Below are 17,600 nucleotides of genomic sequence, written 5' to 3'. Positions count from 1 at the left end.
GCCGATGTCATAGTGGTGTCGGAGACGCCCTTCGGGTTGGGCAATCTCTCCAACCTGCGTCAGGCCGCGCAAGCTCTCGATCAGGGCAAGAGGCTTGCGGTGATAGGAAGGTCGGATGCCTATTCGGAGAGGGATTTCGCGAACGGCGAGGTGGAGAGTCTGCTGAGGGGTCTGTTGGATCGAGGGGCCGCGTCGCTCGAGTCGCCCGACGCGCTTCATGACTGGGTTGCGGAATGAGGTGGGCTGTAGTATAATCCAGAGGTCGCTGGTCAGGAGCCGGGAGCCGGAAGTCAGAAGGCGAGGAACCGATTCTGACTCCTGCCTTCCGACTCCTGACTTCGCTTTTCCGGTCAAGCGGCCTTGATGACCTTGCCGGCCTTCAGGCACTTGGCGCACACGGACATCTGGCGGGTGCTGCTCCTGCCGTTGGCGACGCGGACGGTCTGCAGGTTCGGATTCCATCTGCGCTTGGTCTTCGGAGCGCGCAGGGCCCACGATCCCGAGTGCTGGTGGCGGATATTCTGACCAAACTGCGGGCCTTTGCCGCAGACATCACAAGTTCGTGCCATTATTGAGTAAACCTCCTGCGAAACGGTGGAAAGACTTCCTGGTCTCGGAACATCGGAGACGCACAAAAGACAATATAGCACAGAACGACAAGCTTTGGCAAGGACTTTGAAGGCAATATGCGGGACAAGCCGATAACACGCATCCTCAGGGTCGCGGCGCCCGTCGCGATCACTGACAGTCTGGGCAGGGCATCGGAAGCTATGAGAGTCGCGGGCGTCTCCGAACTGCCCGTTCTCGAAGACGGCCGCCTGGTCGGGGTCATCCGGGAGGCGGATGTATTCTCGGAGATCGTAAGGCGAGGCGGCGCTCAGGAAGCCGCGCTCGCGTCAATCGGTCCGCTCGTGTTCCGCGAGGCCGTCCTCGGAGGCAGCCGTATGTCGGTCGTGCAGGCCGCGGAGGTCATGGATTCCCGCTCCCTTCAGTCGCTGCCGATCGTGGACGAGTTCGGGCGATACATGGGCGTCGTCACCAGGTCCGACTTGGTCGGGGCGCTCGCCGGAAGCATTCGACCGCCGAGTGTAGGCGGCCTGGCAACTCCCTTGGGGGTCTACCTGACGACCGGCCATATACGGGCGGGCGCCGGGGACTTCGGGCTCTTCCTTGCCGGGGCGTCGCTGATGGTGCTCAACTACGTCGGGCTGCTGATTATAGTCGGCCTGGCATTGTTCGTGGAGAAGGCTCTGGGGTTTCCTCTGTGGACCGCCCTGAGAACTCCGTGGGCGATCAACGCCGAATGGGTGGACCCGGCTCGAAGCGTGCTGCTCGGTCTGTCGGCGCCGATATTTCTGCTGCTGTTGAGGCTCTCGCCGCTGTCGGGATACCATGCGGCCGAGCATCAGGTCGTGCATGCAATCGAGCGCGGGGAGCCTCTTACCCCCGAGGTCGTCAAGACGATGCCGCGGGTGCACCCGCGCTGCGGCACGAACATCGTGGCCGCAGTGGTGGTTTTCTTCATGGTGTCCGAAGCGGTTTCGAGCGAGGTCGCGGCGATGATCGCCGTGTTCATACTCGTGTTCTCCTGGCGCACCATCGGAGCGTACTTTCAGCAGTACGTGACGACCCGTCCACCCAGCCTGAAACAGTTGCAGAGCGGCATCCGGGCGGGTGAGGGCATACTTCGGGAGTACCGGGACAACCCGGCCTCTCACGTTGCCGGTCTGCGCAGACTATGGAATACGGGAATGCCCCAGGTGATGATCGGTGCGGCCTTCGCATTCGGCCTGGGAGAGCAGGTGCTTCGTATAGTGGCGCCTGAACTCATGTAGGAGGGTATCATGGAAACGGATCTCGTGATCACCAGGGACATGACGATCGCCGAGGCGATGGAGTTGTGTTCGCGGGCTCCGGAGATCCTGCAGGGCCACGGGATGGGTTGCTCCGTGTGCCTGATCTCGTCTTCGGAGACAATCGAAGAAGGACTGACGGCGCACGGCCTGGACGTGGATGCAGTCCTTGCCGAGCTAAACGCCTGCGCCTCCGATGAACGGAACGATGGATAGGAGAGAGCATGATTCGTGACAAGCTGGCAGCAGCCGTGACAAAGGCGATAGCGGACGCGCGGGAAGCGGGAGAGGTGAACTGCGCCGAGATCCCTGAGATCGCGCTCGAGCCGCCGAAGAGCAGAGAGTTCGGCGACTTCACGACCAATATCGCTATGATGATGGCTCGTGAGGCCCGGATGGCGCCTCGCCGACTGGCCGAACTCGTGCTGGCGCGACTCTCGACCGCCGACGGCCTCATCGAGCGTGCCGAGGTTGCGGGCGGCGGTTACATCAACCTGTATCTCAAACCGGAATGGCTGCACGATACCCTGATTCGCATCGCTGACGAGGGCGAGGCATACGGGCGGTCGGAGGCCGGCAGAGGGACGAAGGTGCAGGTCGAGTACGTCAGCGCGAATCCGAACGGCCCGATCCACATCGCCCATGGACGAGGGGGTGCGGTCGGGGACGTCATCGCCAACATGCTAGAGGCCGTCGGCTGTGACGTCACGCGCGAGTCCTACATCAACGATGCCCGTACCAGCCTCCAGATGCAGAATTTCGGCCGGTCCGTCAACGCCCGCTATATGCAGGCGCTTGGACACGACTTTCCGCTGCCGGACGACGCATACCGGGGCGAATACGTGACGGATATCGCCAGGAAGATAGTCGAGAAGGACGGCGAAGCGCATCTCTCCTTGTCTGAGGACGAGCGGGTCCGTCTGTTTACCGACTTGGGCGAGGAAATGATGCTCGAAGAGCAGAAGGCCGACCTCGAGAAGTTCGGCGTGAAGTTCGATGTGTGGTTCTCAGAGCAGGCTCTGCACGACACCGGCAAGGTCCAGGAGGCGGTCGAGCGCCTCAAGGACCGGGGATACGCCTACGAGAAAGCAGATGCCCTGTGGCTCAAGTCCACGGAGTTCGGAGACGACAAAGATCGAACGCTGGTACGAAGCAACGGCCAGCCGACCTACATTGCCGCCGACGCCGCATACCATGCCGACAAGCTCGATAGGGGTTTCGACCGCGTGATTGACGTCTGGGGGCCGGATCATCACGGTTACATCTCGCGCACGAAGGCCGCCGTCGCGGCGCTCGGATACGATTCCGACAATATCGAGATCATCATCTTTCAAGTCGTAAGGCTGTACTCCGGCGGCGAACTGGTGATGATGTCGAAGCGGGCGGGGGACGTCGTGCTTCTCGCCGATCTCATTGAAGAGGTCGGCCGGGACGCGGCCAGGTTCTTCTTCCTGATGAGAAGCCACGACAGCGGGCTCGACTTCGATCTCGAACTGGCGAAGTCCCAGTCGAATGACAACCCCGTCTACTACGTGCAGTACGCCCACGCGCGGATATGCAGCATCCTTCGGAAGGCCTTGGAAGAGGAAGGCATCCGCATTTCTCGGGCATCCGAAACGGATCTTTCGGTTCTCAGGCACGAATCCGAGATCGAACTGATGAAGAAGCTCGGGGAGTTTCCGGACCTGGTACAGATGGCGGCCGAGGCACGCGAGCCCCACAGGCTGACCCGCTACGCGCAGGACCTTGCCGCCGTGTTTCACGGGTTCTACACGGACTGCCGCGTCATCAGCGAAGACGCTGCGTTGACTGCGGCGCGGCTCGTACTCGTGGATTCCGCGCGAACGGTTCTGGCGAACAACCTCCGGCTTCTCGGGATCGGCGCCCCGGAGAAGATGTAGTCGGGACGGGAAGAGAGTGTCACCATGAAAACGCGCACAACTCGGATGTTCGAAGTCACGCTCCTTGCCGGCGCGATCGCCGCGCTGATTCTGACCGCCGCCGCCGCGGGTGAGTTTCTCGATCGGGACGGGGGTAAGCATGCTTGGACGATAGACGAGGCGCACGCTCTCATCTGGGAGGGTGAGCCGTACGTGCCGTTCGGGATTGTGATCCGGCCGAGATACCTGGCCGGCGCGCAGACCGACGAGAACCTCACCGCGGACGCGGGCGACATCGAGGCTCTCACGCTCGCTGGGGTCAAGGACGTGATCGTCAGGCCCGGCAAGGCGCTCTCGTCCCTTCCCGTAGAAGCGTTTCAGAAAGTCGTGAATCTCCTGGAGAGCGCCGGCCTGAGGTACGGTATCGAGCTTGACGATTCGCCTTACGAGGCTCTCTCGGGCTACGTGATAGACCCCGTCACCTATAGGGCATCCGGGATCATGTCCCCGGGTGAGATCACTTACGTCCTCGCTGATTCGAAGCTCGCGATCTATGCCCTGTGCGATGTCAGGACGTCCGGCGTGACCGCCATTGGCCAGGAGATAGCCGCCGCCGGGTCCGTCACCGTGCGCGCCAACATCGAGCCGGGCGTCGAACACCTGCTCCTGCTCTATCCTCAAAAAGTCATCGCGCCGGGTTCGCAGGATTGGAGCCTTCCCGATCTGTGGAGCGGGGGGGACAGGCATCGGGACAGGCTGGCGGCGTTTCTGTCGAAGATCAAGTTCGGCAAGGGTCTGCGTTTCCTGGCCGACCCCTTCGGCGCGCACATGGGTCTGCGGGGCGAGGCAGAGTACCTCGTCCCGGCCTCGCCCGAGTTTCGCATCGGATACGCCGCCTGGTTGAGTCGCAAGTACCGATCCCTGAACGGCCTCAAGACAGCGTGGGCGGTGAGGCAGTATGAGATCGCGTCGTTCGATGAGGCCTCGCGGATGATCCCCCTGTGGAGCGAGGGCAGAGGACTTGCCGCAGTCTACAGCGAGAAGACCGGCAAGAAACACGACGTTGACGTGCCGAACTCCGGAATCTGGAGCGACCTGCGCGACTATCGGTCCGAGTCGGTGCGGCAGTTCATGGACGGCATATCCGATGTTCTGAAGCGCACGGTTGCCGATGTGCCGGTTGTCTTCACCGCGAACGGATTTCAGCCTTTCTTCCTGGGAAGTGGATCGGTCGGCTTCGACGGGCTCTCGGTCCTGGCGCCGGCGATCCAGGGTGCCGAGAGTCAGGCGGGGAGTGCGTTCTCTCTGGCGGAGCATTCTTCCCGTCGCGTGTGGATCATCTCGCGAATAGGCTCGAGCGGGGTGCCCCTGGGCAAGAAGGATGAACTCTTCGGGTACATCAATCCGCTCAGCGGTCTTGGCGCTAAGGGTTTCTATGTGGAGGAAGGCGCAATCCCCAGCGGGGCATCCGGGGCCGATGCTCTGGTCTGGCTTGCGGAGTACGCGGCTTCGGCCTCCTCGGACAAGCAGTTCGCGGCGCGTCGCCCGCCTGCGATCTACTATCCCGAAAAGGTAGCGGGCACGGGCGTCAGGCGGCTGTCCGGCGGAGTCTGGTGGCTTCCTTCGTTCCTGCCGGGTCGCGGAGTGGTCCCTGGCGGAGGAATCTCCGGGTATTCGATCACCATGCCCGATGAAACTGTGCGGCTCTACGTCTGGTCGCTCGCTGGCCCCAGGTTGATCCGAGTGCCTGCCGGTCAGGCGGTCGGCGTGACGGGTCCGTCCGGCGAGACGATTGAGGTCAAGCCTAAGAAGAACCTCGTGGAGTTGCCGCTCACCGACGAACCCTCGCTCATAACCGGCATCGAGGCCGACGTGTTCCTCCCGGTGGAGGTTGTCGAAGAGGCCATCGTCAAGTTCAAAGAGGTGATCGCGCGAGGGGACGCCAAAGGCATGAATGTCTCGGGCTACAACGCAACGCTGAGCCGCGTTCAGGAACTCGTCAAGAACGGCAGCCTATTCATCGCCTTGGACATGGTGCAAGTCTCGATGGACGAACTGACTCGCCGCCTCAGGGGGCTGGAGGGCGCGCCGGAGGTGCGCCAGGAGTGAAAGCCGTTGTCTTCATCGAACCGCGACGGCTGATCGTCGAAGAAAGGCCGGTCCCTGAGATCGGCTCCGGCGACGTGCTGGTGAAGGTTCACGCGTGCGGCGTCTGCGGCACGGATATGCACATCTTCGCGGGCGAACACATCGTGAGATTTCCCGTCGTGCCCGGTCACGAGTTTTCGGGCGAGATAGCGGATGTCGGCCCGGAGGTGACAAGTGTAGGCGTCGGGGACCGCGTAACGATTGACCCCAACATTGTCTGTCATACCTGCAGTTTCTGTGCCGACGGCGAGGTTCATCTGTGTGAGAACCTCACCGCCGTCGGTGTCAACTACGACGGCGGTTTTGCCGAGTACTGCCGGGTTCCGGCATCGCAGGTGTACAGGGTGCCCGACAGTGTGAGCCTCGACGACGCGGCGTTCGCGGAGCCGCTGGCCTGCTGCATCCATGGTCTCGACCGGGCGGACTTGATTCCGGGGCGCGTTGCGGTGGTACTCGGCGCCGGCTCGATCGGCCTGCTGATGGTGCAATTGGCCCGGGCCGCGGGCGCGAGGGTACTCGTTAGCGAGCCGGACGAAACGAAACGCCGACTCGCGTCCGAACTTGGGGCGAGTGCCTGCATTGACCCGACGAGCCGCGATGTCGTGGAGGAGGTCTTTCAACTCACGGATCGCGGCGCGGATGTCGTCATCGAGTGCGCAGGTCTACCGCGCACGGCCGAGACGGCGCCGAAGCTTGCGAGGAGGGGCGGAACGATACTCCAGTTCGGGGTTGTCAGCCAGCACGAAACCGTGCGCATCTCGCCCTACGATGTCTTCTACCGAGAGCTGTCCATCGTCGGGTCGTTCGTAAACCCGTTCACCCATGCGCGTGCCGTCGAGATGCTTGCATCCGGGGCAGTCAGCGTTCGCCCGCTGGTCACGCATCGGTTCGGACTCGATGAGGCCGCGAAGGCGCTCGAGACCGCCTCCGGCGCTCGAGCGATCAAAGTGCAGATAGCCGCTCGCTAGTCTTGCGGCCGTGCTTCTGCGCCGGCGGATAGGCTCATCGGTCGGCGCAGAAGCACGGCCGCCATCTGTTCAGAGGTTAGCATGCCAGGATTCTGGAAGACGATACGGAAGTCATTCGGCGACGCATACGATTATCTCGGAACGGTCATCATCTGTAGCTTCATCTGGTTCGGTGTTCTGCTCGGAACGGTCTCCGCGTGGGCGGGGCTCGGAACCAGGTCGCCGATCGCATGGATGGCGTTCGCCGTCGGATTCTACTCACTGCTTCTGGGACCCCTTACCGCCGGAGTGTTTCACGTCGGCAGGAAGATCGTCACTCGCGATGATCCTACGTGGGTCGAGATGTTCAGGGGTGCCCGCGAATACTGGGGCGGCGCGGTTCTCCTCGCGCTGGGACAGACTACGATCACGACGGTGATAGGCGTCAACGCATGGTTCTACTTTGGTCACAAGACACTCGTCTTCAGAGCGTTGGGTGGGGTATTCCTCTACGCACTGGTGGTTTGGCTCATGAGTGCCATGTACCACTATCCGATCCTTATCGAGCAGCGCCCCGGCCTCGTCAAGATCGTGAAGCGTGGATTCCTTGTCACGCTCGACAACCCGGCCTTTACCGCAGGGGTCTTCTTTGCTATAATACTGCTTACTTTTCTGTCGGTGGCTGTCATGCTGCCGATGGCTCTGCTCTGGGCGGGTCTCGCCGGGGTGATTCTGACCCGCGCTCTGCGCGCCCTGTTCGTCAAGTACGAACTCCTGCCGCCCGAGAGGGAACCGTCTCCCGACGATGATCCATGGGAAGCGGTTGCCGACGATCCCCGCGCCGGTGGTAGAGACCCACGGTCGGCTGTGCCCAGAGACCGAGGGTAAGGCGGGATGACTTGAAAGGAAGTTGCTGGCATGGCTGAGATAGTCTGCCTGGGTATCCTAGTTGCCGATGTACTCGCAAAGCCCGTTGACGAGTATCCGGGCCGGGGCAAGTTGGTGCTGGCCGATCAGATGGAGCTTCATACGGGCGGATGTGCGACCAATACCGGAGTTGCTCTGGCAAAGATCGGCATAGACACCGGACTCGTGGGAAAAGTGGGCGAGGACGGATTCGGCGATTTCGTGATCAGCACCGTGCAGGGACATGGAATAGACTCGCGGGGAATCGCGCGCGATCCGCGGAACAACACCTCCGGCACTATGGTAATGATCCACTCCGACGGAGAGCGCAGTTTCATTCACTATCTCGGCGCGAACGCGACCCTGGTCGAGTCGGATGTCGACTTCGAGTTCGTCGAAGGGGCGAAGATTCTGCATGTGGCGGGCACCTTCCTCATGCCCTCGTTCGACGGCCAACCGACGGCGAACGTGCTGAAGAAGGCGCAGCAGATGGGCATAACGACATCACTCGACACCGCCTGGGACTCCCGAGGCCGCTGGATGGAGCTTCTCGCGCCGTGCCTGCCGTATATGGACTATGCCGTTCCGAGCATTGAGGAGGCGCGGATGGTCACCGGCCGGCATGAACCGGCGGATGTCGCGAAGGCGCTCATGGATCGAGGGGTGAAGGTCGTCGGCCTCAAGATGGGCGAGGATGGGTGCTACATCCGGTCGGCCGACGCAGAGATCCGAATACCGAAATACGATGTTGACGCAGTGGACGCCTGTGGCGCGGGCGATGCTTTTGCTGCGGGCTTTCTGACCGGCGTCGCGAGAGGCTGGGACCTCGAGAAGACCGGCCGGTTTGCCAATGCGGTCGGCGCGCTCTGCGTCACGGCGATTGGCGCGACCACCGGCATCAGGAGCCTCGAGGATACCTTGGCGTTTATGGGGTAGTAGGTAACCTGGACCGGGCGCGTCACCCTGAACTCGTTTCAGGGTCTACCACCGCACGCGATTGGATGCTGAACCAAGTTCAGCATGACGCGGCGCCAAGATGCCGGGTACGCCGAGTGTGGGAGTGCACATGCTGAGCAGTGAGCTGAGAGAGAGATTCCTGAGGTTCTTCGAAGGAAAGGGGTGCCTGGTGGCGCCGAGCGATTCGCTCGTCCCGGACGATCCCACCCTGCTGTTTTCGAGCGCCGGGATGGTGCAGTTCAAACCCTACTTCGTCGGAGATCGGGTGCCTCCCCGCACACGGATGGCCACCGCTCAGAAGTGTCTCCGTACCGGGGACCTCGAGGTGGTGGGTACGACGCCGTTTCACCACACTTTCTTCGAGATGATGGGCAACTTCTCGTTCGGCGACTACTTCAAGGACGAGGCGATCTCCTGGGCCTGGGAGTTCCTGACCGAGGTTGTCGGCTTTGAGCCCGACGACCTCTGGGTGACTGTCTTCCAGACCGACGATGAGGCCTACGGCATCTGGCACGACAAAATCGGGATTCCCGCGGGCCGCATCGTACGGCTCGGCGAGAAGTCGAACTATTGGCCCGCCAACGCCCCCAGCGAGGGTCCGAATGGCCCCTGCGGCCCGTGCTCGGAAATATTCTTCGACTTCGGCAAGGACGTCGGGTGCGGCTGGCCCGAGTGCAATCCCGACTGTGACTGCGCCCGATTCAGCGAGGTCTGGAACCTCGTCTTCATGCAGTACAACCGCGAAGAGGGTGGGGTGTTGACCCCGCTGCCGAAGAAGAACATCGACACCGGCATGGGCTTGGAGCGTGTGTCGGCCGTCCTCCAGCGAACCCCGACCAACTTTGAGACCGATTTGTTCAAGCCGATTATTGACACGATATCCGAGATCTCCGGCAAGAAGTACGCCGCCGGGAACCATGAGGCGGATGTCGCCTTCCGGGTGATCGCCGATCACATCCGCGCAATGGTGTTCTGTCTCGCCGATGGCGTCATGCCATCCAATGTCGGGCGAGGCTACGTTCTCCGCAGGGTGATCCGGCGTGCGGTGCTCAAAGGCAGACTGCTCGAGCTCGACGAGAGCTTCCTCGACAAACTGGTACCGGTCGTAGTCGCGATCATGCAAGGCGCCTATCCCGAGTTGGAGGAGCGCCAGGGTCACATCACACGGACACTCAGTGCGGAGGAAGAGAAGTTCCGGCGAACGCTCGAGATGGGAATGCAGAAGCTCGATGAATGCATCGAAGCGCTTCTGGCCTCGAAGAAGGCCGAGATGCCCGGGATGGAAGCCTTCGTCCTCTACGATACATTCGGTTTCCCGCTCGAACTGACACAGGAGATCGCCGGCGAGCGGGGCATAGCCGTGGACGTTCCGGGTTTCGATGAGGCGATGGACGCGCAGCGCCGCAGGGCTCGCGAGGGCAGCGACATCTCGACCGACGTCTTCGCCGGCAGCCTCGGGGCGCTCGCCGAGATCGAGAAGGCCGAGCCCGAGACAGAGTTCGTCGGCTACCAGGCGTTCGAATCCTTGTCTCGCATCGTCGGCATACTAAGAGATGGCGAGCTGGTGGACTCCGCGCAGTCCGGCGACAAGGTTGACCTGGTGCTTGATAAGACACCCTTCTATGCGGAGTCCGGCGGCCAGGTGTCGGACGTCGGCACGGTTAGCGGCGATGGCGGCGAACTCGCCGTCGAGCACGCGGCGAAGGTCGGATCGCTCGTCATCCATTCGGGCAGCGTCACGTCGGGAGAGATCAAATCCGGCGAGCATGCGACCGCGAGGATTGACGCGCGCCGGCGAATGGCTACGATGCGCAATCACACCGCGACCCATCTTCTCCACAAAGCGCTCCGCACGGTTCTCGGCGACCACGTCGTGCAGTCCGGTTCGCTAGTCGAGCCGGGTCGCCTGCGCTTCGACTTCTCCCACTTCCAAGCCGTGGCCCCGGACGAACTGGCGGAGGTCGAGAAGATAGTCAACCGGGCTATACTCGACGACCTGGACCTCTCGATCAGCGAGACTACTCTCGAACAGGCGCGGGAGGACGGCGCGATGGCTCTCTTTGGTGAGAAGTACGGAGGCGTCGTGCGAGTCGTGAGAATCGGTGACTTCAGCGTGGAGTTGTGCGGCGGTACTCACGTCGGCCGCAGTTCTCAAATCGGCCTCTGTCGGATACTGAGCGAGAGCAGCGTCGGCGCGGGCCTGCGAAGGATCGAGGCGGTGACCGGCGAGGGCGCGCTGGACCATATATGCGAGCGGGAGAGACTGCTCGCATCGGCCGCCGAGATGCTGAAGGTGAGTCCTGCCGGGGTCCCGGAGGCGGTCGAGAGGATGCTCGAATCTGCCCGGTCGGCAGAGAGGCGCGTCGAGGAACTGCAGAAGCAGGCCGCGGCGTCTCACGCGGGCGGCCTGGCATCACGAGCGGTGGATTGCGGCGGAGTCAGCTTCCTGGCCGCGAAGGTCGAGACATCCGATGCGGACCAGATGAGTTCGATGGCCGACAGGCTCGCCGAGTCCATGGAGTCTGCGGTGATCGTTCTCGCAGGACCTTCGGACGGCAAGGTGATGTTCGTCGCCAAGGTCACCCCTGACCTGGTGAAGCGCGGCTTCCATGCGGGGAATCTGGTTCGAGAGATCGCGAAGGTAGCCGGCGGCGGCGGGGGAGGGCGGCCGGACTTCGCGCAGGCCGGCGGACGGGACGCTTCCAAGCTCGACGAAGCCCTCTCGAGGGCTGAAGAACTCGTGCGCGGTCAGGCCGGCGGCTAGACTCCGATCATCACTTCCTCAGCTTCCCCGAACGATGATTCCAAGTTGCCAAGCATGGCGTATATACCAGTTTGTGCAGGCGGTAGATATATATGCGGTTGATGGGCCTGGATATTGGCGACAGGACAATCGGCGTTGCGGTGAGCGACGAGTTGGGCCTCGGCGCGCATCCCGTAACCGTGCTGAAGCGCACTGATAGCGTGCGGAAGGACATCGGCAGGTTGCGCGAGTTGGCCGAGCAGCACGAGGTGGAGCGGATAGTCGTCGGCGTACCGATAATGCTCTCAGGCGAGACCGGCGTTCAGGCTGAGAAAGTGCTGGCATTCGTGGACGAGTTGCGCAGGCGGATGCGGGTTCCGATCGAGACCTGGGATGAGCGACTGACTACCGCCGAAGCTGAACGGATGCTGATCGAGACAGGACACAGGCGAGAGAAGCGTAGAGAGATCATAGACATGCACGCCGCGGCCGTCATACTGCAGACCTACATGGATTCGCGGAAGTCCTCCGCGCCGAGGGAACGCGCCGATGACGAGGAGTAGACGAGTTGCCGTTGCAGCGGCTGCCCTGGTGGTGCTGATACTGGCGTGGCTGGCCTTCGTAATGCTCGCCACGGGCCCGAAGGGTAAGGTCGCAGTCATGATCCCCAAGGGAGCGTCTGCCTCACATGTCGCCGAGGTCCTCGCGCGGCACCGTGCCGTCCGCAGCGCATTCGGCTTCAAGCTGCTGGCGGCGGTCACTGGTCGAAGCGGTTCGCTGAAGCCGGGAGGATACGAGATTGACCCTGCCGCCGGGCCTCTGTCCGCGTTGGGTAAGATCGCCCGCGGCGACGTCTCAGCCCGATGGGTCACGATCCCGGAAGGGTACACAATCCGGCGCATCGGCGAGCGACTGGATGAGGCGAAGTTGGGCCGCGCGGAGCGTTTCGTCGAGTTGGCAAGTCACTCCGGCCGGTCGTTCCCGACCTCTTGGCAGCATCCCGGCGACAACCTGGAAGGGTACCTCTTCCCCGACACATATCTGGTGCCTGTCGGCGCGCGGGAGGAGGACATAATCAGGATGATGCTGGACGCGTTCGGCCGGAAGATTGTCGGGCCTGTCGCGGACGACCTCAGATCGAGTGGCATGGACCTCCATCGGTGCGTCACCATCGCATCGCTCGTCGAGCGCGAGGCGGCGGTCCCGAAGGACCGCGCCCTGATATCCGCGGTCATCCACAATCGCCTGAGGAGAGGGATGCGGCTCGAGATAGACGCTACTGTACTCTACGCCCTCGGAGGGCACAAGGAGCGCGTCTTCTACGGAGACCTGGAAGTGGATTCGCCCTACAACACCTATCGGAATGACGGGCTTCCGCCGGGGCCGATCGCGTCGCCGGGTCTGGATGCCGTCAGGTCCGCCCTGCATCCCGCCGCGGTTGACTACCTCTACTACGTGGCAAGACCCGACGGCTCTCACATATTCAGCCGGACATTCGTCGAACATCAGCAGGCGATCAAGAAGGCCCGGAGGGAACGAGGTGGGTAGGCTGCTGGACATCCTCGAGATATGCCGCCCGAACCGCACTGCCGACTCGATCGTTTCGGTGGACGTCGCCGATCTGAAGTCGCGCGGCATCGAGGCTCTCTTGCTGGATCTCGACAACACCCTCGTTCCCTGGCACGGCTATGACGTGCCGGTGGAGGTCGTGTCCTGGTTGCGGGATGTCGAGAAGCAGGGCGTGCGAATGTGCATAGTCTCCAACACCCGATATCCCGGCAGGCTCAGGCGTCTGGCTGAGCAGCTTCGAGTGCCGTTCGTCAAGGGAAGGCTCAAGCCTCTGAGGAGCGCGTTTCGGCCCGCGCTCGAACTCCTCCAGGTCCCTGTGGAGCGCGCTGCAGTAGTGGGCGATCAGATTTTTACCGATATATTAGGTGGTAACAGGCTTGGTCTCTATACGGTGCTGGTGAAGCCTATGGGCCGCCGCGAGTTCTTCGGCACCAGGATCAGCCGTTTCTTTGAGCGGCTGATCCTGAAAGCGCTGGCGAAGTCGTCTAATAGTTTGGCTGAGACCGCTGAGGAACGGGAACAATCGGCCGCACCCGGCAGTCAAAGTAAATCGAGGCGATGAGTTGACAGGGACGTTGACCGGACGTACAAGCGTAGTCGCCGTTTTCGGGTATCCGGTTCGGCACAGTCTTTCTCCGGGAATGCAGAACGCGGCGTTCCGGGAGCTGAATCTCGACTGTGTGTACGTTCCGTTCAGCATCAGTCCCGAAGATTTGCCCGCTGCGCTCGATGCGGTCAGGACGCTCGGTATGGTCGGAGCAAACCTGACGATCCCGCACAAGGAGCGCGCGGTTGGCTTGATGGACTCCGTGAGTGACGAGGCCCATCGAATCGGATCGGTGAACACCGTTCACAATGTGGATGGTGAGTTGAGGGGATACAGCACCGACGGTGAAGGGTTCATGAGAGCGCTTGAGGCCGAGGGGAAATCGGCTGAAGGCAGCCGTGCCGCACTTCTGGGGGCCGGAGGTTCGGCGAGAGCGGTTGCATATGCGCTTGCAGCGAGGGGCGCGATGGTCAGCGTGCTGAATCGTACCGCGATCAGGGGCGTTGATTTGGTCTCCGAGTTGAACGGCGTTCTGCCCGAAGGCCGCCAATCCCTGCGAGCTGTGGCGCTGAACAGTCCTGATGCCCGGCGGGAGATAGCGGAAGCCGATTTGCTGGTCAACTGCACTTCGGTGGGAATGCATCCTGATACCGACAAACAGCCGATCCCGTCCGAATGGATGCACGATCGGCTTTTCGTGTACGATCTTATCTACAATCCTCTGAAAACCCGCCTTCTGGATGCCGCGGCGACTGCGGGGGCGCGGACAGCCAACGGAGTCGGGATGTTGGTTCACCAGGGGGCAATATCGTTCGAGATTTGGACCGGCCGAAAGCCGCCGACTGACGTGATGGAACAAGCGGTCCTGGCCGGGCTCGAGATGATGACCGCAGGCCGCTGACGGTGCTTGCGGGAGAGGGTCCGGTGCTGATATAATGTCAAGAATGGCAGTCGCAGGCTTGGCGGCAGGAGATTGGGGAGGCCGTTAGTAGGATGGCAACAGTACGAAAAGACATCGCGGATCTTCTGGTCGAAGCGCAGGTGATCACCCCTGAGCAGTTGCAGCAGATCAGAGAGGCCCAGAAGGCGGCTCCGGGGGAGATCGGCCAGATCGTCATTGACCTGGGTTTTGCCAATGAGAAACAGGTCGTGCAAGCGCGCGCGCGCCAGTTGAATATCGCGTTCGTGGACCTCACCACGCAGAAGATAGACCCCAACGCGATCAAAGCCGTGCCTGAGAATATAGCCCGGCGGCACAAGGTGATGCCGATCTTCAAGAACGGCAGCAAGTTGAGCGTCGCGATGGCGGACGTCAACAACATCATGGCGCTGGATGATCTGCGCTCGGTCACCCGCCTTCAGGTCACCCCGGTCCTGTCAACCGAGAACGCGATCCTCGAGGCAATAGACCGCAACTACTCCGGAAACGGGGGCGATGCGGCATCAGAAGGGAGCGAGGCTCCCGGTGCCGGCGGCTTGGCCGGTCTGCTGGCAACTTCCAGCAGCGTCGGCGGCGGCACGGGGATGGCCAGCGTGCAGGACGCCATTGATGCCTACAAGTCTCGCGGTGAGGCCGATGAAGAGGATGCCGACGCGCTGGCGAAGGTTGCCGAAGAAGCCCCGATCATCAAGGTCGCGAATGTTGTGATCCAGCAGGCCGTCGGAATGGGTGCCAGCGATATTCACGTCGAACCCGACAGGCGGCACGTCCGCGTGCGATACCGTGTTGACGGCGTGCTGCACGAAGAGATGACAGTCCCGAAGTATATCCAGGCCCCGCTGATCTCCCGGTTCAAGATCATGGCCGACATGAACATCGCCGAACGGCGTGTCCCTCAAGACGGCCGCATCGGCGTCCGAAAGGACGGCAAAGACTACGACCTTCGCGTGAGCTGCCTGCCGACCGTCTACGGAGAGAAGATCGTATGCCGAATCCTCGACAAGTCGAGCGTCATGATCGGCATGAGCAAGCTCGGCTTCAATCCCGCGACGCTTGCGAGACTCGAAGAACTCATAGTCCAGCCTAACGGAATGGTCCTGTCCACCGGCCCGACAGGTAGCGGAAAGACCACCACCCAATACTCAGTACTGCACAAGATCAACTCCGTGGACAAGAATATCATCACGGTCGAGGATCCGGTCGAGTACCAGTTGAACGGTATCTCGCAGGTGCAGGTCAACGTCAAGGCGGGGCTGACTTTCGGCACCGCCCTTCGATCGTTCCTGAGGCAGGACCCCGATATCATCATGGTCGGTGAAATGAGAGACCTTGAGACCGCCGAGATCGCGGTCGAGGCATCGCTCACAGGCCACCTCGTGCTGTCCACTCTGCACACGAACAATGCGCCGTCCGCGGTCATCCGAATGGTGGATATGGGCGTGGAGCCTTACCTGATCTCGGCCACGGTCATCGGCGTCTGTGCCCAGAGGCTCGCCCGAAAAGTCTGCTCCAACTGCAAGGAGGAGTACCAGACTCCTGCAACCGATCTGAGGGTTCTCGGCTACCAACCAAAGGATAAGGACGAGATGGTTACTCTGGCGAGAGGCCGCGGTTGCGAGGTATGCAGGCACACCGGGTACAAGGGACGTACCGGAATCCACGAGTTGATGACGATGAACGATGAAATAGCCGAGTTGATAGTGCGCCGGGCGCCGCTTGCGGATATCCGCGAGGCGGCCAAGGCCAACGGCATGACCGAGCTTCGCGAGGATGGTCTCGAGAAGGTGCTCACCGGGGTCACCACCTCCGAAGAGGTCAGGAAGGTAGTCTTCACTGCCGGACAGCACTGAGCCGGCTCATGCTGAGCCTCGGCGCTGTCCTTGAGTCGCGCACATCCGGAGGTGTGTTTTGCAGGAAGGAATGGTAACCACTCAGATGCCGCCGCGTCCGACGGCGAAAACGCTCCCACTGGACGAGATCCATGTGGATGATCTGCTCAGGCTGATAGTAGAGAGGGGCGCGTCAGACCTGCATCTTGCAGTCGGTGTTCCGCCGGTGCTTCGCATTGACGGCAAGCTGATACAGACTAACTACGACAAGCTGACGCCGCGAGACAGCCAGAGACTGGCCTATGACATTCTCACGGACGAGCAGATTCAGCGTTTCGAGTCAGCCCTGGAACTCGACTTCTCATACTCGATTGCCAAACTCTCTCGATTCCGCGTCAATATCTTCCGCGACAAGGGCAACGTTGCGGTCGCGTTCAGAGTCATTCCCACCAGGATACCCACGATCCGCGAACTCGGCCTCCCGCCGATTCTCGAGGACCTGACCAGGAAGCCCAGAGGGTTGATACTGGTCACCGGTCCCACAGGTTCCGGCAAGTCCACCACGCTGGCCGCGATGATCAACCAGATCAACAGCGAGGTGGCGCATCACATCATTACCATCGAGGACCCGATCGAGTATCTGCATCAGCACAAGATGAGCGTCATCAACCAGCGCGAGCTGGGATTGGACACCAAGTCGTTCTCGAACTCGCTGAGAGCCGCTCTGCGCGAGGATCCGGATGTGATCCTGGTGGGTGAGATGCGCGACCTGGAGACTATCTCGACCGCCATCACCTGCGCGGAAACGGGCCACCTGGTCTTTGCCACCCTGCATACCAACAACGCTCCGCAGACCGTGGACCGCATGGTGGACGTCTTTCCGCCGGAACAGCAGGAACAGATTCGCTTCATGCTGTCGAACAACCTCGAGGCGGTACTTTGCCAGACGCTGCTGCCGAGAGCGGGCACGCCGGGCCGCATCTGCGCGATGGAAATCATGACTGCTTCGCCTGCAATCCGCAACTTGATCCGCGAGGCCAAAGCGCATCAGATCACGTCCGCGATTCAGACGAGCGCGGCCCTGGGCATGCAGACGATGGACCAGAGCCTGCGAGATCTCTATCAGAGAGGCATGGTCAGCTACGACGAGGCGCTCTCTCGTGCGATGAACCCGGAGGAGTTCAAGACGATGGTTTCCACTGGGGGCGTCAGTCGCGCGGGCGCCAGACCGAGCGGCAACGCCTAGCGCAGAATGCCCGGGCAGGACTCCGGGCCGGAGGT

The 17,600-nt window shown here is 61.9% G+C and carries 16 protein-coding genes; 15 read left to right on the top strand and 1 reads right to left on the bottom strand.

Going from position 1 to position 17,600, the window contains the following annotated elements; all coding sequences use genetic code 11:
* A partial coding sequence (locus tag KBC96_12280) for an ABC transporter ATP-binding protein (GenBank protein ID MBP6965173.1) occupies window positions 1-237 on the top strand: 237 nt, incomplete at its 5' end.
* A 113-nt stretch (window positions 238-350) separates the two neighbouring features.
* Here the strand turns inward: KBC96_12280 and KBC96_12275 are convergent.
* Entirely contained in the window at window positions 351-569 is a 219-nt protein-coding gene (locus KBC96_12275) for a 50S ribosomal protein L28 (GenBank protein MBP6965172.1), read from the bottom strand.
* Between the two features lie 117 nt (window positions 570-686).
* Between KBC96_12275 and KBC96_12270 the strand changes: the two genes are divergently transcribed.
* The 14 genes from KBC96_12270 to KBC96_12205 all read left to right on the top strand — a co-directional run bounded on the left by KBC96_12270 (window position 687) and on the right by KBC96_12205 (window position 17,565).
* Window positions 687-1,835, top strand: a complete 1,149-nt coding sequence (locus tag KBC96_12270; protein ID MBP6965171.1) for a DUF1385 domain-containing protein — start codon at window positions 687-689, stop codon at window positions 1,833-1,835.
* A gap of 24 nt (window positions 1,836-1,859) precedes the next feature.
* Complete coding sequence (locus KBC96_12265) at window positions 1,860-2,069, top strand: DUF1858 domain-containing protein (GenBank protein ID MBP6965170.1); 210 nt, start codon at window positions 1,860-1,862, stop codon at window positions 2,067-2,069.
* Between the two features lie 8 nt (window positions 2,070-2,077).
* Window positions 2,078-3,754, top strand: a complete 1,677-nt coding sequence (locus tag KBC96_12260; protein ID MBP6965169.1) for an arginine--tRNA ligase — start codon at window positions 2,078-2,080, stop codon at window positions 3,752-3,754.
* Between the two features lie 24 nt (window positions 3,755-3,778).
* Window positions 3,779-5,842, top strand: coding sequence for a hypothetical protein (locus KBC96_12255; protein MBP6965168.1), 2,064 nt, complete (start codon window positions 3,779-3,781; stop codon window positions 5,840-5,842).
* Entirely contained in the window at window positions 5,839-6,849 is a 1,011-nt protein-coding gene (locus KBC96_12250) for a zinc-dependent alcohol dehydrogenase family protein (GenBank protein ID MBP6965167.1), read from the top strand. Before KBC96_12255 ends, KBC96_12250 begins: the two co-directional genes overlap by 4 nt.
* 81 nt (window positions 6,850-6,930) lie before the next feature.
* Entirely contained in the window at window positions 6,931-7,716 is a 786-nt protein-coding gene (locus tag KBC96_12245; GenBank protein MBP6965166.1) for a hypothetical protein, read from the top strand.
* A 30-nt stretch (window positions 7,717-7,746) separates the two neighbouring features.
* Window positions 7,747-8,670: a sugar kinase gene (locus tag KBC96_12240; protein MBP6965165.1), complete on the top strand. Its 924-nt coding sequence runs from the start codon at window positions 7,747-7,749 to the stop codon at window positions 8,668-8,670.
* Window positions 8,671-8,800: 130 nt separating this feature from the next.
* On the top strand, window positions 8,801-11,455 hold the full coding sequence (alaS, locus tag KBC96_12235) for an alanine--tRNA ligase (GenBank protein ID MBP6965164.1): 2,655 nt from the start codon (window positions 8,801-8,803) through the stop codon (window positions 11,453-11,455).
* A gap of 92 nt (window positions 11,456-11,547) precedes the next feature.
* Window positions 11,548-11,997, top strand: coding sequence for a Holliday junction resolvase RuvX (gene ruvX / locus KBC96_12230; GenBank protein ID MBP6965163.1), 450 nt, complete (start codon window positions 11,548-11,550; stop codon window positions 11,995-11,997).
* A complete protein-coding gene (gene mltG / locus KBC96_12225; protein ID MBP6965162.1) occupies window positions 11,984-12,982 on the top strand; it encodes an endolytic transglycosylase MltG in 999 nt (332 codons plus the stop codon). Before ruvX ends, mltG begins: the two co-directional genes overlap by 14 nt.
* A complete protein-coding gene (locus KBC96_12220) occupies window positions 12,975-13,565 on the top strand; it encodes a YqeG family HAD IIIA-type phosphatase (GenBank protein ID MBP6965161.1) in 591 nt (196 codons plus the stop codon). The genes mltG and KBC96_12220 overlap by 8 nt, the downstream gene beginning before the upstream one ends.
* Before the next feature lies 1 nt (window position 13,566).
* Window positions 13,567-14,451: a shikimate dehydrogenase gene (locus tag KBC96_12215; GenBank protein MBP6965160.1), complete on the top strand. Its 885-nt coding sequence runs from the start codon at window positions 13,567-13,569 to the stop codon at window positions 14,449-14,451.
* A gap of 92 nt (window positions 14,452-14,543) precedes the next feature.
* Window positions 14,544-16,340 (top strand): Flp pilus assembly complex ATPase component TadA, encoded by a 1,797-nt coding sequence (gene tadA / locus KBC96_12210; protein ID MBP6965159.1) that lies wholly within the window; start codon window positions 14,544-14,546, stop codon window positions 16,338-16,340.
* Window positions 16,341-16,467: 127 nt separating this feature from the next.
* Complete coding sequence (locus KBC96_12205; protein MBP6965158.1) at window positions 16,468-17,565, top strand: type IV pilus twitching motility protein PilT; 1,098 nt, start codon at window positions 16,468-16,470, stop codon at window positions 17,563-17,565.
* Window positions 17,566-17,600: the final 35 nt, after the last annotated feature.

It is taken from the genome of Armatimonadota bacterium (genome assembly GCA_017993055.1).
In the GTDB taxonomy this organism is placed as follows: domain Bacteria; phylum Armatimonadota; class UBA5829; order DTJY01; family DTJY01; genus JAGONM01.
The sequence above is the reverse complement of the archived record's forward strand: the minus strand, read 5'-3'. Positions and strand labels throughout refer to the sequence as shown.